At 26.3% G+C, this 26,085-nt stretch carries 23 protein-coding genes and 1 pseudogene; 21 read left to right on the top strand and 3 right to left on the bottom strand.

The annotated features are described in order from the left end of the window. Window positions 1-117: 117 nt before the first annotated feature. The 9 genes from BUE91_RS02010 (at window position 118) to BUE91_RS01970 (ending at window position 8,284) form a co-directional block, all read left to right on the top strand. Window positions 118-651 carry a hypothetical protein gene (locus BUE91_RS02010; RefSeq protein WP_073507776.1) on the top strand — a complete coding sequence of 178 codons (534 nt, stop codon included), beginning with the start codon at window positions 118-120 and terminating at the stop codon, window positions 649-651. Between the two features lie 16 nt (window positions 652-667). Further along, window positions 668-1,234, top strand: coding sequence for a hypothetical protein (locus BUE91_RS02005; RefSeq protein ID WP_073507775.1), 567 nt, complete (start codon window positions 668-670; stop codon window positions 1,232-1,234). 16 nt (window positions 1,235-1,250) lie between these two features. Beyond that, a complete protein-coding gene (locus BUE91_RS02000) occupies window positions 1,251-1,883 on the top strand; it encodes a hypothetical protein (RefSeq protein ID WP_244889868.1) in 633 nt (210 codons plus the stop codon). 18 nt (window positions 1,884-1,901) lie between these two features. Then, window positions 1,902-2,420, top strand: coding sequence for a hypothetical protein (locus tag BUE91_RS01995; RefSeq protein WP_073507774.1), 519 nt, complete (start codon window positions 1,902-1,904; stop codon window positions 2,418-2,420). A gap of 112 nt (window positions 2,421-2,532) precedes the next feature. Further along, window positions 2,533-3,498, top strand: a complete 966-nt coding sequence (pfkA, locus tag BUE91_RS01990; RefSeq protein ID WP_012858451.1) for a 6-phosphofructokinase — start codon at window positions 2,533-2,535, stop codon at window positions 3,496-3,498. A gap of 30 nt (window positions 3,499-3,528) precedes the next feature. After that, on the top strand, window positions 3,529-4,968 hold the full coding sequence (gene pykF / locus BUE91_RS01985) for a pyruvate kinase PykF (protein WP_219335350.1): 1,440 nt from the start codon (window positions 3,529-3,531) through the stop codon (window positions 4,966-4,968). A 60-nt stretch (window positions 4,969-5,028) separates the two neighbouring features. Beyond that, window positions 5,029-5,631: a recombination mediator RecR gene (gene recR, locus BUE91_RS01980; RefSeq protein WP_066901705.1), complete on the top strand. Its 603-nt coding sequence runs from the start codon at window positions 5,029-5,031 to the stop codon at window positions 5,629-5,631. Next, window positions 5,628-6,782, top strand: a complete 1,155-nt coding sequence (gene metK / locus BUE91_RS01975) for a methionine adenosyltransferase (protein WP_073507773.1) — start codon at window positions 5,628-5,630, stop codon at window positions 6,780-6,782. Before recR ends, metK begins: the two co-directional genes overlap by 4 nt. Window positions 6,783-6,790: 8 nt before the next feature. Further along, window positions 6,791-8,284 (top strand): peptide ABC transporter substrate-binding protein, encoded by a 1,494-nt coding sequence (locus BUE91_RS01970; RefSeq protein ID WP_073507772.1) that lies wholly within the window; start codon window positions 6,791-6,793, stop codon window positions 8,282-8,284. Between the two features lie 24 nt (window positions 8,285-8,308). Here the strand turns inward: BUE91_RS01970 and ruvX are convergent, their stop codons facing one another. Then, window positions 8,309-8,737 carry a Holliday junction resolvase RuvX gene (gene ruvX / locus BUE91_RS01965; RefSeq protein WP_073507771.1) on the bottom strand — a complete coding sequence of 143 codons (429 nt, stop codon included), beginning with the start codon at window positions 8,735-8,737 and terminating at the stop codon, window positions 8,309-8,311. 1 nt (window position 8,738) lies between these two features. Beyond that, a complete protein-coding gene (alaS, locus tag BUE91_RS01960; RefSeq protein WP_073507770.1) occupies window positions 8,739-11,336 on the bottom strand; it encodes an alanine--tRNA ligase in 2,598 nt (865 codons plus the stop codon). A 238-nt stretch (window positions 11,337-11,574) separates the two neighbouring features. Here alaS and BUE91_RS01955 point away from each other — a divergent pair, with 238 nt between their 5' ends. The 12 genes and pseudogenes from BUE91_RS01955 (at window position 11,575) to BUE91_RS01905 (ending at window position 25,409) form a co-directional block, all read left to right on the top strand. Further along, a complete protein-coding gene (locus BUE91_RS01955) occupies window positions 11,575-12,579 on the top strand; it encodes a LacI family DNA-binding transcriptional regulator (RefSeq protein WP_073507769.1) in 1,005 nt (334 codons plus the stop codon). Continuing rightward, window positions 12,563-14,059, top strand: coding sequence for a 4-alpha-glucanotransferase (gene malQ / locus BUE91_RS01950; protein ID WP_066901582.1), 1,497 nt, complete (start codon window positions 12,563-12,565; stop codon window positions 14,057-14,059). The genes BUE91_RS01955 and malQ overlap by 17 nt, the downstream gene beginning before the upstream one ends. Before the next feature lie 10 nt (window positions 14,060-14,069). Beyond that, window positions 14,070-15,875 carry a type I pullulanase gene (pulA, locus tag BUE91_RS01945; RefSeq protein ID WP_073507768.1) on the top strand — a complete coding sequence of 602 codons (1,806 nt, stop codon included), beginning with the start codon at window positions 14,070-14,072 and terminating at the stop codon, window positions 15,873-15,875. Window positions 15,876-16,059: 184 nt separating this feature from the next. Next, window positions 16,060-17,352: a sugar ABC transporter substrate-binding protein gene (locus BUE91_RS01940; protein WP_073507767.1), complete on the top strand. Its 1,293-nt coding sequence runs from the start codon at window positions 16,060-16,062 to the stop codon at window positions 17,350-17,352. A gap of 218 nt (window positions 17,353-17,570) precedes the next feature. Then, complete coding sequence (locus BUE91_RS01935) at window positions 17,571-18,020, top strand: hypothetical protein (protein WP_206598257.1); 450 nt, start codon at window positions 17,571-17,573, stop codon at window positions 18,018-18,020. Between the two features lie 345 nt (window positions 18,021-18,365). Then, window positions 18,366-19,172 (top strand): annotated as a pseudogene (locus tag BUE91_RS01930) (ABC-2 family transporter protein). A 34-nt stretch (window positions 19,173-19,206) separates the two neighbouring features. Further along, window positions 19,207-19,377, top strand: a complete 171-nt coding sequence (locus BUE91_RS07060) for a hypothetical protein (protein WP_156470681.1) — start codon at window positions 19,207-19,209, stop codon at window positions 19,375-19,377. Between the two features lie 254 nt (window positions 19,378-19,631). Then, window positions 19,632-20,933 carry a sugar ABC transporter substrate-binding protein gene (locus BUE91_RS01925; protein ID WP_066901577.1) on the top strand — a complete coding sequence of 434 codons (1,302 nt, stop codon included), beginning with the start codon at window positions 19,632-19,634 and terminating at the stop codon, window positions 20,931-20,933. A gap of 66 nt (window positions 20,934-20,999) precedes the next feature. Then, complete coding sequence (locus BUE91_RS01920) at window positions 21,000-21,407, top strand: hypothetical protein (RefSeq protein WP_066901575.1); 408 nt, start codon at window positions 21,000-21,002, stop codon at window positions 21,405-21,407. Between the two features lie 2 nt (window positions 21,408-21,409). Continuing rightward, on the top strand, window positions 21,410-23,428 hold the full coding sequence (locus BUE91_RS01915) for a sugar ABC transporter permease (RefSeq protein WP_073507766.1): 2,019 nt from the start codon (window positions 21,410-21,412) through the stop codon (window positions 23,426-23,428). Further along, complete coding sequence (locus tag BUE91_RS01910) at window positions 23,428-24,321, top strand: sugar ABC transporter permease (protein ID WP_066901571.1); 894 nt, start codon at window positions 23,428-23,430, stop codon at window positions 24,319-24,321. The genes BUE91_RS01915 and BUE91_RS01910 overlap by 1 nt, the downstream gene beginning before the upstream one ends. An 8-nt stretch (window positions 24,322-24,329) precedes the next feature. Continuing rightward, window positions 24,330-25,409, top strand: a complete 1,080-nt coding sequence (locus BUE91_RS01905) for an ABC transporter ATP-binding protein (protein ID WP_066901569.1) — start codon at window positions 24,330-24,332, stop codon at window positions 25,407-25,409. Between the two features lie 59 nt (window positions 25,410-25,468). Here BUE91_RS01905 and BUE91_RS01900 read toward each other — a convergent pair whose 3' ends face one another. After that, window positions 25,469-25,846 carry a hypothetical protein gene (locus BUE91_RS01900; RefSeq protein ID WP_073507765.1) on the bottom strand — a complete coding sequence of 126 codons (378 nt, stop codon included), beginning with the start codon at window positions 25,844-25,846 and terminating at the stop codon, window positions 25,469-25,471. Window positions 25,847-26,085 lie beyond the last annotated feature (239 nt).

The following is a 26,085-nucleotide window of genomic DNA, read 5'->3' as shown; positions in this document are numbered from 1 at the left end:
TATTTAATTTCTATATATACTATATGAAAATATAATTTAAATTATTTTTAAAATATTGACAAAATATGTGGGGGGGGGGTATAATTAAATATATAAGAAAGAATAGGAGAATAGTTAATGAAAAAGTTGTTATTAATACCAATATTTATAGGATTAATTTCATTTTCAGTTGATATTATTGGGCCAAGATATAGAATAGAAAGTTCTTTAGGAACTTTAAGTGGTAGAGAAAAAGAAATTTTTAGAAGTTATAAATTTTTTTCAAGTTCTATTTCATTATTTCCGGAATGGAAAGCAGAGATTAATCAAAAATTAGATATAACATTTGGGCCTAAAATTACAGGAAGTGTTGCAGTTAACTTTGATAATCCCAGTCAACCAACAATAAGACCTAGTATACTTTTAGGAGGAGAAGTAGATTTTAATTATAAAATAAAAGAAAATATTAAAGTATATACAGGTATAGAAGTAGGAACAGGAATAGGATTTCAGGTTCCGATTATTTCAGGAGATAAACATATTCAAGGACCAGAATTTACATCTATAAGTAAATTTGCATTAGGTATAAAATTAAAAGATAGATATAACATGGCTATTTATACAGGGGATATAAAGGGAATGATTGGAATAGAGTTAGGATATACTTTTTAAAAGAAAGGAATAATATATGAAAAAATTAATATTATCAATAATGCTATCTGTTGTAGGAATGATTTCATTTTCAACGAATATTACTGGTGGAAAATATAGGGTTGAAGGAGCATTAGGTTTTATTAGTACTAAACAAGAAAGTAAATTTGAAAATATTAGATATACTTCAGGATCTATTTCAATATTGCCTGAATTTAAAGCTCAAATTAATAAAAAGATAGATATAACATTTGGACCTAAAGTTACAGTAAATATTGACTTTCATAGTTATCAAAGTAAATCAAAAATTAGACCTAGTGTAATTTTAGGAGGGGAAGTAGATTTTAACTATAAATTAAAAGATAATATTAAAATATATACTGGTATAGAAATTGGAACAGGAGTTGCAATACACATGAAGCATATACCTTTAGATAAAAGAGTTAGCAGCAATAATAATTCTCCTTTAGAATTAAAGAGGACAGAATTAGCTACTATAGGTAAAATGTCATTAGGAGTTAAAATAAAAGATAAATTTAATGTAGCTCTTTATACAGGAAATACTAAAGGAGTGTTAGGAATAGAATTAGGCTATACTTTTTAGAAGAAGGGAATAATATATGAAAAAGATATTAATAATATTGTTTATTGGATTAGGATTAAATTCTTTTTCAATTTCAACGAAAGCAAATAATAGAAAAAATGTAACTAAAAAAGTTTCAACTAAATCTTCAGACTTTAAAAATAAAGTTAATAATAGTGAGACTTTAAATAAAATAATAGGACCAAGATATAAGATTGATGGATCATTAGGTATAATAAATAGTAGATATGTTCAAATTTCAAATAATAATGATGCTAAAAAATTTATTTCTCTTTCTGCTGGATTTTCATCTGAATGGAAAACTATAGTCAATAAAAATTTTGATATAACATTTGGACCAAAGATAACTTTAAATGTCTATAATTATTCATCGGGAAATTCTATTGGTATTAGTCATGGTTTAATTTTAGGTGTAGTATCTGATTTTAATTATAGATTAATTGAAAATTTTAAATTATACACAGGAATAGAGTTTGGAATAGGAGGAGGTATTAAGATTTTGTATCCAAAATTAATTCCAAATGGAGAAAATTTATTATCTATAGCTAAAATTTCTTTAGGATTTAAATTAAATGATAAGTATAATGTAGGATTTTATGTAGGAAATGTTAAAGGATTAGTTGGAATAGAAGCAGGGTATACTTTTTAGAAGAAAGGAATAAAATATATGAAAAAAATGTTATTAATAATATTATTTGTTGGAATAGGGTTAATTTCATTTTCAAATAATATTATTGGACCAAGATATAGAGTAGATTTGTCTTTAGGATTTGGTTATATTCTAAGTGAAAAAGACAATGGTAATGATTTTATTTCTACATCTATAGGGGTTTTGCCTGAATGGAAATATCAGATTAATAATAAGATAGATTTAACTTTTGGTCCAAAAGTTAATTTAATTTTTTCAAATTATATTTCTTCAAAAACTAAATTTTTAAATGGGTTAGTTTTGGGAGGAGAAGGAGACTTTAATTATAGATTAAAAGAAAATGTTAGATTATATTCTGGTATAGAAGTTGGTATAGGTGGATTAATTAAATTTATGTCTAATAAAGTTGAAAGTTATGAAATTATAAATGTAAGTAAAATTTCATTAGGAGTTAAAATAAAAGATAAGTTTAATATTGCTTTTTATATAGGAGATATTAAAGGATTGATAGGAATGGAAGCAGGATATACATTTTAAAACAGTAGTTAATACTACTGTTTTTTTAAATAATGATATATATTGATTTTTTTGCTAAAAAATGATAAAATACTTAAGTAATTAATAAAGTTAGAATGAAACGGAGGACATAATGAAAAAGATAGCAATCTTAACTAGTGGTGGAGATTCACAAGGAATGAATACCGCTATAAGAGTAGTTGCTAAAACTGCTATGCATAAGGGTATAGAAGTTTATGGAATTAGAAGAGGGTATAAAGGAATTTTGAATAGAGATATATTTAAAATGTCATTACTTGATGTAGCTGGTCTTGCAGGAAAAGGTGGTACTATGTTATTATCAGCAAGATTACCAGAATTTAAGGACCCAGAAGTAAGAACTAGAGCAGCTAATATTTTAAAAGAATTTGGTATTGAAGGATTAGTAGTAATAGGTGGAGATGGTTCTTTCCACGGTGCTCATTATTTATATGAAGAGCATGGAATAAAAACTATAGGAATACCTGGAACTATAGATAATGATATTGCAGGAACAGATTATACTATAGGTTATGATACAGCATTAAATATAATACTTGAATCATTTAACCAAATTAGAGATACTGCTAAATCTCATGATAGAACTTTCTTTATAGAAGTTATGGGAAGAAATTGTGGAGATCTAGCTTTAAATGCTGGAATTGCAGCAGGAGCAAATGGTATATTAATTCCAGAGGTTGAAACTTCTATTGAGGATATAATAAATATTATACAAAAAAGAAGAGAAGCTGGAAAATTCTATGATGTAATAATAATGTCAGAAGGATATAAAAACAAAGAGAATATACTTAAGGAATTAAAAGAAAGAATGCCTGAATTAGATGTTAAGCATACTGCATTATCACATATTCAAAGAGGTGGAAATCCTACAGCAGCAGATAGATTACTTGCTACAAGATTAGGAGTTAGAGCAGTAGAATTATTATTAGAAGGAAAATCAGGTTTAATGGTTGGAATTGAAAGCTCAACTGTAGTAACTCACAAATTATCATATGCATGGGAAAATTATCATAAAAAATCTCAAGAAGATTATGATATTGCAATGATGTTATCAGTTTAAACTTTAAAATAAATATTTAGGAGGATTTAGATGAAAATTAAAATGACTAAGGTTGTATGTACTATAGGGCCAAAAAGTGAAAAGAAAGAAGTTTTAAAACAATTAATTTTAAGCGGAATGAATGTTATGAGATTAAACTTCTCACACGGAGATTTCGAAGAACATGGAAGTAGAATTAAAACTATAAGAGAAATATCAAAAGAAACAGGAAAGCATGTTGCAATTTTATTAGACACTAAAGGACCAGAAATTAGAACAGGTTCTCATGCTGAAGGTGACGTTAAATATGAATTAGTTGAAGGACAAGATTTTATAGTTACTACAGATTATGAATTTAAAGGAACACCTGAAAAAATTTCAGTTTCTTACCCTAACATGACTAAAGACTTAAAACCAGGAGATACTATATTAATAGATGATGGATTAATAGGTTTAGAAGTTAAAAAAATAGAAGGAAATGAAATTTTCTGTAAAGTTAAAAACTCAGGAGCATTAGGACAAAAGAAAGGTGTTAACTTACCAGGAGTGTCAGTTTCATTACCTGCTTTAGCTGAAAAAGATAAAGGAGATTTAAAATTTGGTTGTGAAGTTGGAGTTGACTTTATAGCTGCATCATTTATAAGAAAGGCATCAGATGTTGCAGAAGTTAGAAGAGTTTTAGATGAAAATGGTGGAGAACACATTAAAATAATTTCTAAAATAGAAAACCAAGAAGGTATAGATAACTTTGATGAAATATTAGAATTATCTGATGGAATTATGGTTGCAAGAGGAGATTTAGGAGTAGAAATTCCAGTTGAAGAAGTTCCATTTGCACAAAAAATGATGATTAAAAAATGTAATGCAGCTGGTAAACCAGTAATTACAGCTACTCAAATGTTAGATTCTATGCAAAAAAATCCAAGACCTACAAGAGCAGAAGCAGGAGACGTTGCTAATGCTATATTAGATGGAACAGATGCAGTTATGTTATCTGGAGAATCTGCAAATGGTAAATATCCAGTTGAAGCTGTTAAAACTATGGCTACAATTTCTGCTAAAACAGATGAATATGGAGTACCAAAAATTTACTACAGTCATGATGTAACAATTACAGAAGCTGTATCAAAAGGTGCAGTAGAAGCTGCTGAAAATTTAGGAGCTAAATTAATAGTTTGTTGGACAAAGACAGGAAGAGCAGCTAAAATGATTAGAAAATACAATCCAAGTATGCCAATTATTGCTTTAACTGATTCTGAAGTTACAGCAAGACAATTAGCATTAGTAAGAGGAGTTAGATCAGTTGTTGCTACAGATTTAGATAATGCAGATCATTTCTTCTCAAAAGCTTTAGAAGTAGCTGCTTCAAATGCTTCAACTACTGAAGATGAAGCATACACAGGATTTAAAAAAGGAGATTTAGTTGTATTAGTAACAGGAATTTCTGAAACTGGAACAACTAATACTTTTAAAGTTGCAAGAATAGGATAATAAAATATAATAATAGAAAAAGAACTGGTAATTCAGTTCTTTTTCTATGAAAGGTAATATATGAAAAAAATTGATGAGTTAGTGCTAGTATTATCTAATTTAAAAGGAATTGGTAAAAAAAATGCAACAAGAATTGCTTTTGATTTACTTTTAAAAGATGAAGATGATATAAATTATCTTTTATATACTATTAAAAGTGCATATGAAACTATAAAACCATGTAATATATGCCATAATCTAACTGATTTAGAAATATGTGATATATGTAGTTCTACGGATAGAAATAAAAATGTAATTTGTGTAGTAGAAGATACAAGAGATATTTACGCTTTTAATAAAGCAAGCTCATATAACGGATTATATCATGTATTAGGCGGTAAAATAGATCCATTAAATGGTATAGGGATAGATGAATTAAATATAGATAGTCTTTTATCTAGAATAGATGAGAATATAAATGAGGTAATTCTTGCACTAAATCCTGACTTAGAAGGAGAAACAACTATACTTTATCTAATTAAATTATTAAGTAGTATGAATGTTAAAGTTAGTAGAATCGCAAGTGGAATACCCATAGGTGGTAATATAGAATATTCTGATAGTGCCACTTTAATTAAGTCTTTAGAGGGTAGAATAATAATAAAGAAAGGAGATGAACTATGATGGAAAAAATATATTTTACTTCAGAATTTGTATCACCTGGACATCCAGATAAAATTTGTGATCAAATTTCTGATGCAGTACTTGATGCTTGTTTGTCCCAAGATGAAAATTCAAGAGTTGCATGTGAAACTTTCGCTACAACTGGTTTTGTATTAGTAGGAGGAGAGATAACAACAACTACTTATGTTGATATACAAAAATTAGTAAGAGATAAAATTAAAGAAATAGGCTATTTTCCAGGTCTTGGTTTTGATTATGATTGTGGTGTCGTAAATATGATACATTCACAATCACCTGATATTGCACAAGGTGTGGATATAGGGGGAGCTGGAGATCAAGGTATAATGTTTGGTGGAGCAGTAGATGAGACTCCAGAATTTATGCCTCTTGCTTTAAGTTTAGCTAGAAATATAATAATGAAATTAACAAAATTAACTAAAGATAAAACTCTTTCTTGGGCTAGACCAGATGCAAAAGCTCAAGTTACATTAGAATATGATAAAGATGGAAAAGTACAAAGAGTGGAATCTATAGTTTTATCTGTACAGCATGATGAAAAAGTAACTATAGAAACTATAAAAAATGATTTAAAAGAATTAGTAATTAAACCAGCTCTTTCAGAATATAATAGAGATATTTCAGAAGTTGAAAACTTCTATATTAATCCTACGGGACGTTTTGTAATAGGTGGACCACATGGAGATACTGGACTTACAGGTAGAAAAATAATAGTTGACACTTATGGTGGATATTTTAGACATGGTGGTGGAGCATTTTCTGGTAAGGATAGTTCTAAGGTTGATAGATCTGCTGCATATGCTGCAAGATGGATAGCGAAAAATATAGTAGCTTCAGGAATTGCAAGAAAATGTGAAGTTCAATTATCATATGCTATAGGTGTAGTAGAACCAACATCAATATTAGTTGATACATTTGGAACTTCAAATATTGAAGATAGTAAAATAGCTAAAATAGTTAAAGAAATATTTGATTTAACTCCACGTGGAATAGAAAAATCTTTGTCTTTAAGAAAACCAACTTTCAAATATCAAGATTTAGCAGCATTTGGTCATATAGGTAGAAAAGATATAGATTTACCATGGGAAAGATTAGATAAGGTGGAAGAATTAAAAAATAAATTGAAAGGATAGTTTAAATTATGAAAAAAATATTGAACAGATTAGCGTATATATTAGTTTTTGCTCTTTTATTTATTTCTTGTTCTAAAGAAAAAATAAGTACAGAAGATAGAGTCTTTGTATATAATTTATTCTCGGCTCCAAGGACTTTAGATCCGCATAAATTTGATGATAGTATTTCTATGCAATTATCTAATTCTATTTATGAAGGGTTATTAAGATTTGATGACAAAGGTAATATTACTGGAGGACTTGCTAAAAGCTATATCAAAGAAGGTAATAAATATTCATTTGAATTAAGAGATAATCTTAAATATTCAGATGGTACTGATATTAAACTTGAAGATATAGAAGAATCTCTAATAAGAGCACTTAATAAGAATTTCCTTTCTCAATATGCTTCAAAACTATTTGTAATAAAAAATGCAAAGGGATATTATGAAGGAAATATTAGTAGAAAAGATTTAGGAATTAAAATAGAAAATAATATGTTAGTAATTGAACTTGAAAAAGATTATAAATACTTCCCTTATTTAATGACACTACCAGTAACGGCACCGTATAAAGAAGGAAAATATAACGGTCCATATAAGCTAGAATTACAAACAGAACAAGAGATATTAATTAGTAAAAATGAAAATTATTGGAGAAGTTCAGAAGTAAATATTAATAAAATAAAATATGTTTACTTTAAAGATTTTTCTGTATTAAATAATTTAATAAAAAATGAAGATATAGATATTTCAAGAGTAGACGTTGAATTACTTGATTCAAAAAATATTAATTCATATTATAACGGGAGAATATGGTATTTAGATTATAATTTAGTTAATAATGAAATGTTAAAAAATATACATTTAAGAAAAGCTATATCTCTTGCTATAGATAGAGAAGCATATATTAAATTAAAAAATGATGGTTCTAAAAAAGCACTTAATTTAGTAGATGAATTATTTGATTATACACCAGAGTATATAATTGAAGATTTAAATTTAGAACTTGCTAAATTTGAATTAGAACTTGCAAAAAAAGAATTAGAAGTAGATAATTTCAAAATAGAATTATTAGCTGGAAATAGTTCTATAGAAGTTAAAGAAATACAATTTTTACAAGAACAATTAAAGAAAAATTTAGGATTAGATGTAGAAGTTAAAACTGTACCATATAATGATAGATTAGCTTTAATTAGAGAAAATAAATATGATATTGCATTAAATACTTGGTCAGCTAAATATAAGGATCCTTTATCTATATTAGATAGATTTATGTATAAAAATAAGAAGATAGAAGTATTTGAACAAGAAAAATATAGAAGTCTAGTTGAAGAAAGTAGAATATTTACTGAAGATAGATTAAATAAAATAAGAGAAGCAGAAAAAATGTTATTAGATAATTTAATAGTATCACCTCTTTACTTCTCTATAGAAAATCAATATATTAGTGACAGAATTACAAATATAGTAAATCATCCTATAGTAAGTGTTACTGACCTGTCATATGTTAGATGGAAATAAATAAAAGCCTGTTTTAACAGGCTTTTATATTTTTCCTCTATATTTATCTAAAAAATTTTGTAATATTATTTGAGCTGCAACCATATCAACAACTTTTCTTCTTTCTTTACAATTCTTTTTAGAAAAGTTTTTTAAATAATATTCAGCTTCCTTAGTTGTATATCTTTCATCTATATAATGTATAGTTAAATTTTCGGGTATAAATATTTTTAAATCTTTAACGAATTTTTCTATTTTTTCAACTTGTATTGAATTTTGTCCATCCTTAGTTTTAGGTAGACCTAATACAAGCCCTATCACCTTTTCTTCTTTTATTATATCCCTTATTCTTTCAAATGGATTTGTAATGTTTCTATCTATTACTTCATAACTTGATGCAAACATTGCTAATCCATCAGATTTAGCTACACCTATTCTTACATCTCCAATATCTAAACCTAAGTATATTTTCATATTACAAACCTTTTATATATTCTAATGTCTTTTCTAATGCTTCTTTTACTTTACTTCCATCTTTTCCACCAGCTTGTGCAAAATCTGGTCTTCCCCCACCATTACCATCAGCAATAATAGCAGCAGACTTAACTATATTTCCAGCATGATATTTACTATTTAAATCTTTAGTAACTCCAGAAACAAATATTGCTTTTTCATTATTAGAACCAAATAAAATTACACATGATTTAAGTATTTCTTTAGCTCTATCTACTAAATCTTTTAATTCATTTACATCCTTATTTTTAAATGATTTAATTAATATTTTTACACCATTAATTTCTATAGCTTCATTAGTTAAATCATTAATTTCAAATTTAACTAATCTTCTTTGTAAATCCTTAATAGTATTTTCTTGAGTCTTAATTTCTTCTCTAAATTTATTTATAGCAGGAATTAGATTGTTTGGAGAAGTCTTGAATTTATTAGATATATCTTGTATATCTTTTTCTAAATTATGAACATATTCCAAACTCTTATATCCTGTTATTGCTTCTATTCTTCTTATACCAGATGCTTTACCTTGTTCTGATTTAATTTTAAATAACCCTATTTCACCGGTAGAAGATACATGTGTTCCTCCACAAAGTTCTAATGATACACCTGAAATATCAATAACTCTTACAACATCTCCATATTTATCACTAAATAATGCCATAGCACCTTTTTTTATTGCATCATTAATGTTTTCATAATTAATGTATACAGATAAATTTTCTAAAATTAGTTCATTTACTCTATTTTCAATAGCAGCAACTTGTTCAGGATTAACTTGCTCATAGTATGAGAAGTCAAATCTTAATCCTTCTTCATTAACTAATGATCCAGCTTGTTCTACTGTACTTCCTAATACTTCTTTTAAGGCTTTATGTAATAGATGTGTTGCAGTATGATTTTTCTTAATATCATTTCTTATCTTTTTATTAACCTCTAAAGTGTAATCTATATCAAATTTAAGTTCTTCACCTGAGATATAGTGTATAAATACATCAGATTTTTTAATAACATCCTTAATTTCAGCAATTATCTTATCCTGATACTTAATTACACCTTTATCAGCTACTTGTCCTCCACCTTCAGCATAAAATGGAGTTCTATTAAATATTACTTCAAATAATCCATTTTCCAAATTTTTAATATGTAATATTTTTGCTTCATCTATTAAAGTATCATAACCTGTAAATAGAGTTTTACCATTTTCTTTATAGAATTTATCAATAAATTCATCTTTTATCATGTCAGAACTTTTTACTCTTGAATCTTGAGATCTTTTAATTTGTTCTTCTAATTTTTGATTAAATTCATCTTCGCAGACTACCATTTTATTATTTTCAACTATTAATTTTGTAAATTCAAATGGGAATCCATAAGTATCATAAAGTTTAAATGAAACTACACTAGGTAATTTAGTTATATTTTCTGACTTACATTTTTTAATTTCTTCAAATAGTATTTCAGTTCCAGATTTTAATGTTTTAGAGAACTTATCTTCTTCTGATTTTATAACATTTTTTATGTATTCTCTTTTTTCTTCAAGTTCTGGATATGCTTCTTTCATGTTATTTATAACAGAGTCAACTATATTATGTAAAAAAGTAAGAGAATTATTAAAAATATCTCTATTTTCAATTGCTCCAGCTCCATAAGCTCTTCTTATTAATTTTTTAAGTATGTATCCACGTCCTTCATTAGAAGGTAATACACCATCACAAATTAAGAAAGTTGAAGCTTTTAAGTGATCTGCAATTATTTTAACTGAAGTTGAAATCTCTTTAGTATCTAGATTAAGTATTTTTTTAATATTTTCAATAATTGGAATGAATAAATCAGTTTCAAAATTATTATCCTTGTTTTGCACAACTGAGGCTATTCTTTCAAGTCCAGCTCCTGTATCAATATTTTTTTCTGGAAGTGGAACTAAAGAACCATCTTCTAATCTATTCCATTCAGTGAAAACTAAGTTCCAAATCTCTAAGAACCTATTACCTTCATCCCCAGGTTTAGCATTTATTTCTTCGTTATTTTCACCCATAATTTGAGTGTCATAATATATTTCAGAACAAGGTCCACAAGAACCTATTTCTCCTGCTGCCCACCAGTTATCATCATCACCTAATCTTACCATATGATCTTCAGGAACTCCAACTTCTTTAGTCCATATATCATATGCTTCATCATCTGTTAAATAAACAGATATATATAATCTATTTGGATCTAGTTTTAATATTTCAGTTATGTATTCCCAAGACCACTTAATTGATTCTCTTTTGAAATAGTCTCCAAAAGAAAAATTACCTAACATTTCAAAGAAAGTGTGGTGTCTTGGTGTAACTCCTACGTTTTCTAAGTCATTAGTTCTTATACATTTTTGATATGTAGTTATTCTATTATATGGTGCTTTTTTTTCACCTAAGAAAAATGATTTGAAAGGTACCATACCAGCAACTGTTAGTAGTAATGTTTTATCATCTGGTATTAGAGAGGCACTTTCAAAATGCTTGTGCTTCTTAGCTTTAAAAAACTCTATAAAGCTTTTTCTTAATTCATTTCCAGTCATTTTTTATCACCTTTATATTTTTAATTTATACCTTAGAAGTATATCACAAAACATTATTAATTTCAATAAAATTGAAAGTGGTAAAATAAATAAAAAATAAGATAATATCAATGCTTGTTGATATATGAGATGTGTATAGAAAAAAACTATGCAACTTTTTTTGCACAAATGCTATTGAAAAAACTGATAAATGATAGTATACTTTTCAATGAAAATGCTTGCACAAAAAGGAGGAAAGATGAAAAAAATTACAATTAAGGATGTCGCAAAGAAAGCGAATGTAAGTGAGGCTACAGTATCAAGAGTAATGTCTAATAGTCCATTAATTAGTGATAAAACTAAAAGAAAAGTACTTAAAGTTATTAAGGAACTTGACTATTTTCCAAATTCTGCCGCTGTTTCATTAACTAAGAGTAGTAGTAGAATTATAGGGGTAGTTATAGAAGATCAAAATGATAATCCTTTACAAAATGATTTCTTTACAGAAACTTTATCATATATCAGTACTTATGCACTTGAAAGAGGATACTATATACTTTATATACATTCAAAAGATAATCAAGAATCACATGAAAACATTGAAAAACTTATAAAAACAAATAGAATAGATGGGCTTGTATTCTTAAATTTAGTTGAAAATGATAGAAATATTAATTATTTACAAAAAATAGATTTTCCTTATGTAATATTAGGGACTCCTAAAGAACTTAGCATGGGAATGTGGGTGGATAATGACAATATTAAAGCTACAAGAGAAGTAACTAAAAAAATGATAGAAAAAGGATATAGAAATTTCGCCTTTCTTTCAGGACCTACTAATTTGACAGTTTCAAATTATAGGAAAGAAGGATTTTTAAGAGCGTTAAAAGAGGCAAAAATTAAAAGTAACTATCAAGTTTCATCTGATTTTGATTCAAATGAAGCATATTTAACAGTTAAAAAATTACTTGAAATGGATAAAAACATAGAAGTAATAGTAACTACAGATGATATTTTAGCTATAGGAGCTGTTAGAGCAATAGAAGAATTAGGTAGAAAAGTTGAAGTTACAGGCTTTAATAATTCTAAATTAAGAAGATATCTTAAATTAGATTTTATTACGGTAGATATACGTTATGAAGAACTTGCAAATAAGTCGGTTAATATACTTATAGATAATATAGAAAACATTAAAAGAGAAAAAAACTTTGTAATAATTCAAGCAGATATTTTAGAAGGAGATAATAATGGAACAAAACTTTGATTATAAACATATTAATAAAAATAGGAAAAGTGCGATAATTATGCATATTTCTTCACTGTGGAGTGAATATGGAATAGGTAATTTAGGAAAAGAAGCATATGAATTTGCTGACTTTTTAAAAGCTTCTGGTCAATATTATTGGCAAATATTACCTACAGGTCCTACAGGATATGGAGATTCACCTTATCAGTCGTTTTCATCATTTGCAGGTAATCCATATTTTATAGATTTTAGAATACTTGAAGAAGAGGGATTACTTAATAAAGAAGATTATCAAAATTTAGATTATGGAAATGATATTAATAGAGTAGATTTTGGTAAGATTTATACTACAAGAAAAGAAGTACTTGCAAAGGCTTTTGAAAATTTTAAAAATATAGAAGATAAAGAGTATGATAGCTTTATAAACGAAAATTCTGATTGGATTAATGATTATGCCTTATTTATGGCATTAAAAGAATATTTTGGTAATATTTCTTGGGAGAATTTTCCAAAAGAAGTTAAAGATAGAGATGCTAAAGAATTAGAAAAATATGAGAAATTATTAAAAGATAAAATAGATTATCAAAAATTTATACAGTTTAAGTTTTTTGAACAATATAAGAAATGGAAAGAATATGTTAATTCTTTAGGTATTAAAATCATTGGGGATATGCCTATTTATGTTTCTCCCGATAGTTTAGAAGTATGGAAAGATAGAGATTTATTCTTAGATGATATAGTAGGAGGTTGTCCACCAGATGGATTTAGTGCAGGAGGACAAAAATGGGGAAATCCTGTATATGATTGGGAAAAACATAAAGAAACAGGTTTTAAATGGTGGATAAATAGAATAGAAAAAACAATGAAATATATTGATGTTTTAAGAATAGATCACTTTAGAGGCTTTGAATCATATTGGGCGGTACCAAAATTTGATGAAGATGCAAGAAATGGTGAATGGGTAAAAGCTCCTGGAGTAGAATTATTTGAAGCAGTTGAAAATTCTTTAGGTAAAATAGATATAGTAGCTGAAGATTTAGGATATACAACTGTAGATGTAGTTAAATTTAGAGAAAAAACAGGTTTTCCTGGAATGAAAATGTTGCAATTTGCATTTAATCCTGAAAATGAAAGTGATTTTTTACCTCATCAAACTGAAAGAAATTGGGCAGTATATACAGGAACTCATGATAGTGATACTGTTAAAACATGGTTTAACAATGCAAATCCTGTTGAAGTTGAATTTGCTAAAAAATACTTACATTTAACAGATCCTAAAGACTATGTTAAAGGATTTATTAGAGCTGCATGGTCATCTGTTGCTAATTTAGCAGTTGCACAAATGCAAGACTTTTTAGAATTAGGAGATGAAGGTAGAATGAACACACCATCTACTTTAGGTAATTGGTCTTGGAGAGTTAAAAAAGAAATGTTAACTAAGGAATTAAGTGAAGAAATTTATGATTTAACAAAAACATATTTCAGATTAAATAAGTAAGGGTGTAGTAATGATAACAAGAAAAATAGATAATGATTTAAGAAATTTAGGTTTAGATTTAAGATATAAATATAATGGTAAATTAGGTATAGAATATTCTGAAGAAAACACAATTTTTAGATTATTTGCACCAACTGCAACTAAAGTTGAATTACTAATTAACAATCAAGTTTTAGAAATGAAAAAAGATTTTGATAAAGGTATTTTTGAATTAACTGTAAATGGTAATTTAGATAAAATACCATATATGTATAAGACGTTTTTTGAAGGAGAAGTTTTTGAAACAACAGATCCATATGCTATAGCAAGTGAAGCAAATTCAGGAAGATCAGTAGTAGTTGATTTATTAAAAACATTAAAGGGAGAGAGAATGCCTAAATTTAATATGTTAGATTCAGTAATATATGAACTACATATTAGAGATTTTACATTAAATGCTAAAAATAGAGGTAAGTATTTAGGTGTGGTTGAAGAAAAACAATTAAATTATTTAAAAAAATTAGGTGTTACTCATGTTCAACTTTTACCAATATATGATTATTCAACAGATTCAGTAGATGAATTAAATCCAGATTTAAGATATAACTGGGGTTATGATCCCGTAAATTACAATGTACCCGAGGGTTCATACTCAAGTGATCCTAAAGATCCTTATTCAAGAATAAATGAATTAAAGGAAATGATAGATATTTTACATAAAAATGGTATAAGAGTAATTATGGATGTAGTGTATAATCATGTATATGATGCATTAGCTCATTCTTTATCTAAAACTATACCTAATTATGCTTTTAGGAAGACAGAATATTTCCATTTTAGTAATGGTACTGGTTGTGGAAATGATGTTGCAAGTGAAAGATTTATTATAAGAAAATATATAGTTGATAGTGTTAAATATTGGGCTAGTGAATTTAATCTTGATGGGTTTAGGTTTGATTTAATGGGAATATTAGATGTTGAAACTATGAATGAAATTAGAAAAGAATTAGATAAAATAGATGAAAGTATCATAGTACTTGGTGAAGGTTGGGATCTTGCAACGTCTCTAAGTGATGATATAAAAGCTAATCAATTAAATGCACATAAGATGAAAGATATTGCTTTTTTCAACGATGATATTAGAGATAGTTTAAGAGGTTCTACATATGAAAGACTTGGTCAAGGTTTTGTAAGTGGTGGAAAACTTGATGAAAGACTTATATCTAGCATTAAGGGTGGTAATGGCTTAAAATCATATATTGCACCAAATCAATTAATACAATACATTGAAGCACATGATAACAATACAGTTTATGATCATATTGAAATAACTAATAAAGATGAAAGCTTAGATAATAGACTTAAGATGCAATCTATTGCTACAACTTTAGTTATGATGTCTCAAGGTATTCCTTTTATACATGCTGGTCAGGAGTTTTTCAGAACTAAATATGGTATAGAAAATTCATATAAATCAAGTGATGAAATAAATAAATTTGATTTTGAAAGAGCTGAAAAATATGAAGAGTATGTAAAATATTTATCAGACTTGATAAATTATAGAAAAGATAAAAAAATACTTAAATTAGATAGCTATGAGAAAATAGATGAAATATTTAATCTTATTAAAGTAGATGATAGTATTTTAGCATATTCATTTGGAAATATATATGTTATAGCTAATGTAAGTAAAGAAGATCAAAGTGTTGTTTTAGATAGTGGAAACTACGAGATAATTTTTGATGAATTTAATAAAGTTGAAAATAAAAGTATAAATATCTCAAATGAATATATAGTTAAACCATTAAATATTTTAATATTAGAAAAAGAAATATAAAAATTTTTTTAACATAAACTAATGTAGAAAATATTAGTGTTTTAATAGTTAAAGTTACACTCCAATTTGAAAATGAATTATAAAAAAATAAATATATGTATTGACAATATAGATTATCAGAATATAATGTTAATGATAGTTGCAAACGATTGCATAAATAAAATTGGATTAGGAGTGAAAATTTATGAATTTGAAAAAACTTGTTACAGGTGGAATTTTAATGTTTTCTTTATTATCTTGTAGGTCTAAGGAAAATGAAAAAATAGAAAGTGGTTTGACTGGGCATATAGTAGTGCAAACTGAAAAAACTTGGGCACCTTATTATGAGGAAGCTATAGCTAGAGTTAAAGAAAAAAATCCTGATGCTAAAATAGATTTAAAAGTTATAGGTTCTTTTGATCATATTCAAGCTATTGAGGAAACTAATGCTGAAAATGAAGATGTAGCAGATGTATTTGCTGTACCATTACATAAAATGGAATCATTATATAAAAAAGATGTATTAGCTCCATTTGATGCTAAAGCTTTAGGGAAAAAACTTGGAGGATTTGGAGACTTTGATAGTGGACTTGGAGGACATTTAAAATTTAATAATTCATATTTTGGATTTCCATTTAATATTGAAACATTATTATTAGGATATAATACTAAAAATGTTATAAAAAATGGAATAGATTTATCTAATTTAGATTTTGCTCAACTTAATCCTGAAGTTGGAATGATACCAATTATAAATGGTTGGTGGGGAGTTGCTATAACTAATGCATTTGGAGTAGAACTATTAGCTAAAGATGGAGATAAGTTTTTCTCTGATTTAATAAAAGATTGGTCAGAATTAACTCCAGAAATGCAAAAAATGTTTGAAGGTTTACATAAATATTGGAAGGCTTCAAATGATAAGAGACTTCCATTATTTGACACAACAGCAGTTTATGGATATATGGACGATAATTTTAGAACTGGCAAAAAAGGTTCAGTTAGAATTGCAGGTCCTTGGGAACTATCTGCTTGGTCATCTTTAGTTGGAGATGATTTTGATGTTGCAGCTTTAAACATAGCTAAATTTGCAGGAAAAGAATTAAAACATTGGCAGGGTGGATGGGCTCTTTCAATTAATGCTAGAAATGAAGAAGATATGAATAAATTAGCATTATCTGAAGCTGTAATAGCTGAGATTATGAATCCTGAATGTGCTGCAGATTTTTATAGACATACAAGTAAAGTTATGCCACATGTTTCTAAAGAAGATTATGCAAAAGTTGATTTATCTGATTTAGATAAAAAAGCTATAAACGCCGTTATAGATGGATATGAAGTATCTGTTTCAAGACCATTATTTAAAGAATGGGAACAAGTATGGGAAACATGGGAAAATGCAATACTTTCATGGGAAGCTAAAAAACCTAAAACAGCAGAGTTAGCTTATAAGGAAATACAAGCAAGTTTCAAATCCTTATTAACAAATTTAGGTCAATAAAATTATAAATAAATAATAAACGGAATATAAATTTCATATTAAGGAATATTCCGTTTATTTTTATTATTAGACATTAAATTATTTGAATAAAGTAAAAAATTTTTATGTTATATTTATTTTGTATATTTTTTAAGGTATATTCAATTTGCGACATTAAATAAATATTGACTTTAAAATTTAAATAATTGATATAAAAATTATAGAAGGAGGATGATTTAATGTTATTAAGCCAAATTATTAAGGAAATAAAACTTTCCAAAAGATTTGTAATATCTATTATTTCAGGAATATTGACACAATTATTTTTTGCTATATTTAGAATATATACAATAACGGTATTTGTATCACAAAATGAATTGTTATCACCAATGAGTGTAAATCAAACTATTACATATATTTGGATGACACAATTTTTATTTATGATAGTTCCTTGGAATATAAATTGGAAAGATTTTGATTCTATTAGAACGGGTACTATTTTTATTGATTTAATTAGACCTGTAAGCATATTTAATTCAATTTTTTCTAAAACTTTTTCATGGAGATTTGTAGGATTTTTGGTAAGAGCAGTTCCTATGTTTATAATTGTATTAGTTATATTCCCTATTTTTAATTTAAAGGATATTTCAATAATGTTACCTAAATTATATATTTTATTCTTTTTTTAATAAGTGTATTTTTATAGACTATATTGAGTTCATTAATTACTGTTTCTATATATAGTCTATCATTTATATTTACATCTATTTCTAATTTTATAGGATTTATTACATCTCTTGCTTTTATATTATCAGGGATGATAATTCCATTATCTTTTTATCCTAAAGAACTTATAGTATTTTTAAAATATTAACCACTTAAATTTATAGTAGATACACCAGCTTTAATATTTAATGGTGTTTATAGTTATAAAGAGATTTTTTTCCAAATAGTTATACAGTTGATTTGGATACTTATATTTTATAAATATTCTAAAACAGCTTATGAAAAATTTTCTAGTAGATTAGAAATTTATGGAGGGTAGTATGTTTTTAAAATATATACATATAATAAAATTGATTTTAAAATCTAACTTAGTGTATAGAGTTAATTTTATAGTTGGTCTATTTAATCAGTTATTAATAATATTATTTGAATTTTTAGGATTATTATCTTTATTTAATAGATTTGGAAGTTTACATAATTGGAAATTAACAGAAGTTTTCTTACTTTATGGAATAATTAACTTTTCTTTTTCATTTTCAGAAGTATTTTTTAGAGGTTTTGAATCAAATATTCAATCAATAATAAGAGAAGGTAAATATGATAGGTATTTATTAAGACCATATTCTACATTATTACAAATATCTGCTTATAATTTTCAACCAGTAAGAACAGGACGTTTGTTATTAGCTTTATTTGTCTTGATTATTGGAATTTTTTATAATTTTGAATATGTTGGGAATATATATAAGATAATATATTTACTATTTATTTTAATTTCATCAACATCTCTTTATGCTGATATATATATTGCAGTAGGTTCCACTTACATTCTTGTTTATTCAATATGTTGAATTTACAGGAATATTTATATAAGGAAGTGTATCTATGTTGCAATATCCAAAAGATGTATTTCCAAAATATATACAAGATTTTTCTCATATATATTACCAGTAACATTAATATCATATTATCCAATAAGTATAATATTAAATAAAATGAAAGTTAAAGATAATTATATTTATTTATTTTTCCCATTAGCAGGAATACTTTTTTTCATATTATCATATTTATTATTTAAAAAATTAGAAAAAAAATATTCATCATTAGGAAATTAGAAAGTAAAACTAAAAGATATAAGGAGATTATTAAATGAGTTATATAAAAGAAAAAATAAGTGATTTAAAATACAAATTAAAATTAAAATCTAAAGAAGAATTTTTAAGTTCTATGAAAGAAATTGTGGAAAAAAATCAAATAATAAATTTAGAAATAAATGAACAAACTTTGGAAAATATTTTAATTAATTTATATGAATTATAAAGTGTTGTAATATTTAAATAGGAAGATTAATTTTATCATCTAATAAATTGCCTATATAAATAGGTTTTAATTTATTTTATTAAAATTTATATCAGACTTTGTTTTGATAAAGCTTAGTTTTAACTAGAAGTTTTTATGGAAATAAATATAAAAAATATATTGACTTTAGTAATTAATGAGGTATAATATCATTGTAAACTGCAAACGATTGCATAAATACAAATAAAAATTAAAGAAGTAGGAGTGGAAGAATTATGAATTTTAAAAAACTTGCAACAAGTGCAATTTTAATGTTTTCTTTAGTACTATCTTGTGGTTCTAAAGGAGAGGTTAAAGCTGGAAATGGAGAAGCTTTAACTGGACATATAGTTGTACAAGCTGAGGACTCTTGGGTTCCTTACTATGAAGCAGCTATAGCTAGAGTAAAGGAAAAAAATCCTGAAGCAACAATAGATTTAAAAGTTATTTCTTCATTTGATCATATAAAAATTATTGAAGAAACTAATGCTGAAAACGAAGACGTTGCTGACGTATTTGCTATTCCATTAGATAGAATAGAATCATTACATGGAAAAGATTTATTAGCTTCATTTGATGCTAAAACTTTAGGAAATAAAATAGGTGGATTTGGAGATTTCGATAATGGTCTTGGAGGACAATTGAAATTTAATGGATCATATTTTGGATTCCCATTTAATATTGAAACATTATTATTAGGAATTAATACTAAAAACAGTGCAGTAAATGGAGTAGATTTATCTAATTTAGATTTTGCTGAACTTGGACCAGAAGTTGCTATGATACCTGTATTTAATGCATGGTGGGGTGTTAGTATAACTAATGGATTTGGTGTAGAACTATTAGGTAAAAACGGAGATAAATTCTTCTCTGATTTAACAAAAGATTGGGCAGAATTAACTCCTGAAGTTCAAAGTATGTTTGCTGGATTACATAAATACTGGAAAGCTTCAAATGATAAGAAACTTCCTATTTTTGATATATCTGCTGTTTATGGATTCATGGATGATAATTTCAAAACAGGTAAAAAAGGGTCTGTTAGAATTTCTGGTCCATGGGAATTAGCTGCTTGGTCAGGATTAGTTGGAGAAGACCTAGAAGTTTCTAGACTAAGTCAAGCTAAATTTGCAGGAAAAGAATTAAAACACTGGAAAGGTGGATGGTCTTTAGTAATTAATGCTAGAAATGAAGAAAATATGGATAAATTAGCATTAGCTGAGGCTGTAATAGCTGAGGTTATGAACCCTACATTTGCTGCAGATTTCTATAAAATAACAGGTAAAATTATGCCTAACGTTTCTAAAGAAGATTATGCTAAACTTGATTTATCTGAATTAGATAAGAAAGTTATAGTTTCAGTTATAGAAGGATATGAAGGAGCAGTATCAAGACCATTATTTAAAGAATGGTCTCAAGTATGGACAACATGGGAAAATGCTTTACTTTCATGGGAAGCTAAAAAACCAGCAACTCCAGAAGATGCATACAAGGAAATACAAGCAAGCTTTAAAGCATTATTAACAAATTTAGGACAATAGATAAAATGGAGTAAGTGTTAAAGGACATGTTCTAAAAGCACTTGCTCCTTTTTTAAAAGAGGGTTTATGAAATTAGATAAAAATACGTTAAATAAGTTTTTAATTATGGTTTTGTTTATAATGATATTTGAGAGTTTAAATAGTATGTATGCAGTTAAAAGTGTGGATTTATTTAATAAAATACATTCTGAAACAGGAATATCATTAAATGATTATATTACTGTGGAAATGATAAAATATTTTAGTTCAATTTCAATTTTTATAATCTTTTCTATATATACATATTTGACTTATATTCATTATAAAATAAATAGCCTATACAAAGGTGTATGGACTTTATTCATAATAGCTAATATACTATTTAAAATATTTGTATTTAAGCAGGATACGATTTACCATTATTTAAGTATAATTATTCAAATTATTTTGGTTATTTATATATTAAAATTTAGAGAAAAAGAAAGAGAGCAATAATCATGAATCATAAAGTTTATGATAGTTTAGATAATCCTCATGCAAGAAAAAATCTTTATTTAAAAGATTTGGCTGATGGTATTACAACAAATAGAAATTCACATTCATATAATGTGGAAATGAAAAAATTACTTGAAGAAGAAAAAATACAACTTTCTGCATTAAATAAACTTAAGTTTACTGAAAAGAAAGAATTATTATCAAAATTTGATAAAAAAGAAGCTGAATTAAGAATTGAATTATTTGAAGCAGAGAAATTAAATTTATTTTATGCAGGCAAAGAAGAAAAAAGTTATAATTTTGAATTAGAATCTAAAAAAAGTGCTATAAAAATTGATAGATTACCTAGTATAATAAAATTATATAGTGAATCAATCAAGGAAAAGAAAGAATTACAACTTAGATTATCAACTCTTTCAAAGCAAGATGAAGAAGATAAAATTAAAGAATTTGAAATTAAAAAACAAGAATTAAAGGATATTTTTAAATCTGATGTAGATAGTTTAAAAAATAGTTATAAAGAAGGACTTATTTCATCTAAAGCATTGAAAACTCAAATAGATCAATTGAAAATGGAATTAAAGGATAAACTGGAAGTATTAAAACTTGATATTCCAAGTGAAGGTATAAAAAGTAGAATTAGTGTTTTAAATTATTTGTCTACTGTAGAGGTTAAATCAAGATATAAGATAATGCAACAAGATATAGCTGATTTATATAGAAAAATACCTGTAGAAATAGAATCTATAAATAAGGCACCAGCTATAATATCATTATTATTCCCAGGATTTGGACAATATTATAATAAACAATACTTTAAAGCAGCATTATTCTTTATAGGTTTATTATTCATTTATTTTGTAGCTATTCCTTATACTTTAGGTTATGGAAATTATAGAGGAGAAGGTATAAGAGGTTTAGTTTTTCTTGCAAAAAATGGTAAAAAATTAGATAAGTCTATAATATTTATGATAGAAGGAATAATATCAATTATATTAATATTATTTACAATTACAATTTCGTATTTATCATTTAAAGATTCTAAAGATGTTATGGTAGATAAATTAAAAGGAATTAGACCTAGAACTACTTTTGAAACTATAGAATCACTAAAAGAAGAAGGATTCCCTTATATAGTTTCTATAAGTTCATTTATTTTATTAATATTTGTTGTAATTTTACCAATAATGACGACAATATTATTATCATTTGCAGGTATGGATCCTAATAATCAATCTAAGTTTCAATGGATAGGTCTTGAAAATTATAAGTTATTATTTACTGGAACAGGGATTGCAGGAGGACCATTCTGGTTAATATTAGGTTGGACATTATTATGGACATTATTTGCAACAACACTTGCAATTACAGTTGGATTTGGTCTTGCATTACTTGCTAATAATGAAAGAATTAAAGGTAAAGTTTTCTATAGAACTATATATTTATTACCATGGGCAGTGCCAGCATTTATTACAATAATGTTCTTTAGTATAATGTCTTCAAGAACAGGTCAAATTACTAAATTATTAGAATTTATGTTTGGTGGAGACTGGGCTATAAAAAATAGTACAACTTTAACTAGGGTTGCATTAATTTCATTGCAGACATGGTTAGGAAGTTCTTATGTATTCTTGTTATCAACTGGTGTACTTCAAGGTATATCATCAGATTTATATGAAGCTGCAGATATAGATGGTGCAACTGCTTGGCAGAAATTAACTAAAATAACTGTACCTTTAGTATTGTTCCAAACAGCTCCATTATTAATAGGTCAATATACATTTAACTTTAATAATTTCTCTATAATATATTTATTTAATGGTGGAGGACCATTTGATCCTTCTAAATACGGAAATTTAGCAGGAAGTACGGATTTATTAATTTCATATATATATAAATTAACTATAGAAAAACAATATCAATCTATAGGAGCTGCTATAACAGTGTTTATTTCTATAGGACTTATGTTTGTAGCATATTTAGGATTTAAAAATTCTAAAGCATTCAAGGAGGGTAAATAATGTCTAAGAAAATTAAAAAAACTAATTTATATTTATCAGATAAACCACCTTTGAATTTTGCAGGAAAAGTTGGATTAGCACTTAGTTACATTATTTTAACTATTTGGGCTTTATTAATAATAGTGCCATTAGTATTTATGGTTGTTGCTTCATTTAATGGGGAACAAGAAAAATATCTAATATTAGGTTCAAGTTTTACATTTTCTTTAAAACACTATAGTATTTTATTTAACAAAACTTTATTTTTAAGATGGGTATTAAATACAATAGTGATAGCTACTGCTACAGCTTTATTTACATTATTAATAGTATCTTTCACAGGATATGTATATTCTAGGTTTAGATTTAAAGGTAAAAAAATATCTTTAATGGCAATAATGTTAATTCAAGTTATTCCAGCATTTGCAGGAATAGCAGCTTATTATACTATGCACCAAATTATAGTATCTATTTTTCCATTCTTTACTAGAACATTGATGTTAATATCAATATATTCTATAGGTGGTATAGCAGGGAATACATTTATACTTAAAGGGTATATAGATTCTATATCGCCAGAACTTGATGAAGCAGCAAGAATGGAAGGTTCTTCTAATATGCAAGTTTATAGACTTATAATTATGCCTATAGCTAAACCTATGTTGGCTATAATAGCATTATGGTCATTTATAGGTCCGTTTATGGATTTCTTATTACCAAGAATATTGCTTACAAATCCTAAACAATATACGCTTGCAGCTGGGCTATTTTCATTAATTTCTGATGATAGAACAAGACTAGAACCAGTATTTGCTGCAGGAGGAATTTTAACAGCTATACCTATAGTATTATTATTTATAGTACTACAAAAACAATTAGTATCTGGATTAAGTAGTGGATCAGTGAAAGGATAGGAGAATATATGAAAGTAGAATTAAAAAATGTAGGAAAAAAATATGAAGGAAATGATGTATATACTTTAGAAAATATAAATCTAGAAATAGAAAGTAAGGATTTTTGCGTTATACTAGGTCCGTCTGGTTGTGGAAAATCTACATTATTGAGAATGATAGCAGGATTAAATTCAATAACAACAGGTGAGTTATTATTTGATGATAAAATAATGAATAAAGTACATTCAAAAGATAGAAATATAGCTATGGTTTTCCAAAGTTATGCACTATATCCACATATGACAGTTTATGATAATATGGCATTTTCTCTTGCTATGAGAAAAATGGATAAGAAAATGATACATGAAAGAGTTTTAGAGGCAGCTAAAATTTTACAAATAGAAAAATATCTTTATTCTAAACCATCTGATATTTCAGGAGGTCAAAGACAAAGAGTTGCACTTGGACGTGCTATAGTTAGAAAACCAGCAGTATTTTTAATGGATGAACCATTATCTAACTTAGATGCTAAATTAAGAGAACATATGAGAATAGAATTAGTTAAAATACATAGAAATTTAGATACAACTACTATATATGTTACTCATGATCAAACAGAAGCTATGACTATGGGAACAAGAATAGTGTTAATGAATGATAGTAAAATACAACAAGTTGGAAAACCTGAAGAGTTCTATAATAAACCTAAAAATATATTTGTAGCTAAATTTATTGGTTCACCTACTATGAATATTATGGAAGGATACATTAAAGATGGACATTTCATATCTAATTCTGAAGAAGTTGTTATTAAAGCCAATGATATAGATAAAGAAAGATTAAGAGAATATGAAGGTAAAAAAGTATCATTAGGTATTAGATCTGAAAGATTCTTAAGTGGAGAAGAACATGAAAATAGATTTGCAGCAACTATAGAAGTTATAGAAATGTTAGGTAAAGAAAAATTACTTTACTGTAAATTAACTGATGGAACTAATTTAGTTGTTACAATGCCTGGACACTATAAATATGAAATTGGAGAAGTTCATAATTTTGGATTTGATACAGAAGCTTTACATTTCTTTGATGAAAAGGGGAATAGAATATAAATAATTAAAAAAGAGAATTTTATTAAAATTCTCTTTTTTCTTTTCTATTATATAATAGATTAAAATACTATATTATCTGTATAAATTCCATTTACATACAAGTCATATTTTGCACCAGTGAAATCATCTACTATAGTACCTATACCGAAAGTAAATAGATTTCCTATTAAATATGCACCTATGTTAAGACGTGGTGTTATATAAAATTCTTTCTCACCAGATTTAATTATATAGTTTGTTGGTAAAAATACGCTGTCAGATTTTGGAAGAGATATCTCTAAATTTCCATTTCCTTCCCCAACTAATTGACCATATTTGTCTATTACTTGTATTTTCTGATTAGATTTGATTTTAAAAGTTTGTTTAGTCCCATTTATTATAGTAGAACAACTTGTAAAAGCAAGCACTGCTAAAGCACAAGCAAAAAATTTTTTCATATTAATATCCTCCTAAATTAAAATATACATTTTTTATTCTAATAGATTGTACTATAATTTGAATTAATAGTAAAGGGAAAAGTTAAAAAAATAACTTTTTATTTAAATTTACTTTTTTAATAAAATTGATTTCTATTTTTACTCTTTAAAAAAATAATAATTTTAAAATGTTTTGAAATAAAAATCTTGTATTTTCAATACTCTCAACATTTTGTTTGATAAAAAAATAAAAATTTTCA

It is taken from the genome of Streptobacillus notomytis (genome assembly GCF_001902585.1).
In the GTDB taxonomy this organism is placed as follows: Bacteria; Fusobacteriota; Fusobacteriia; order Fusobacteriales; family Leptotrichiaceae; genus Streptobacillus; species Streptobacillus notomytis.
The sequence above is the reverse complement of the archived record's forward strand: the minus strand, read 5'-3'. Positions and strand labels throughout refer to the sequence as shown.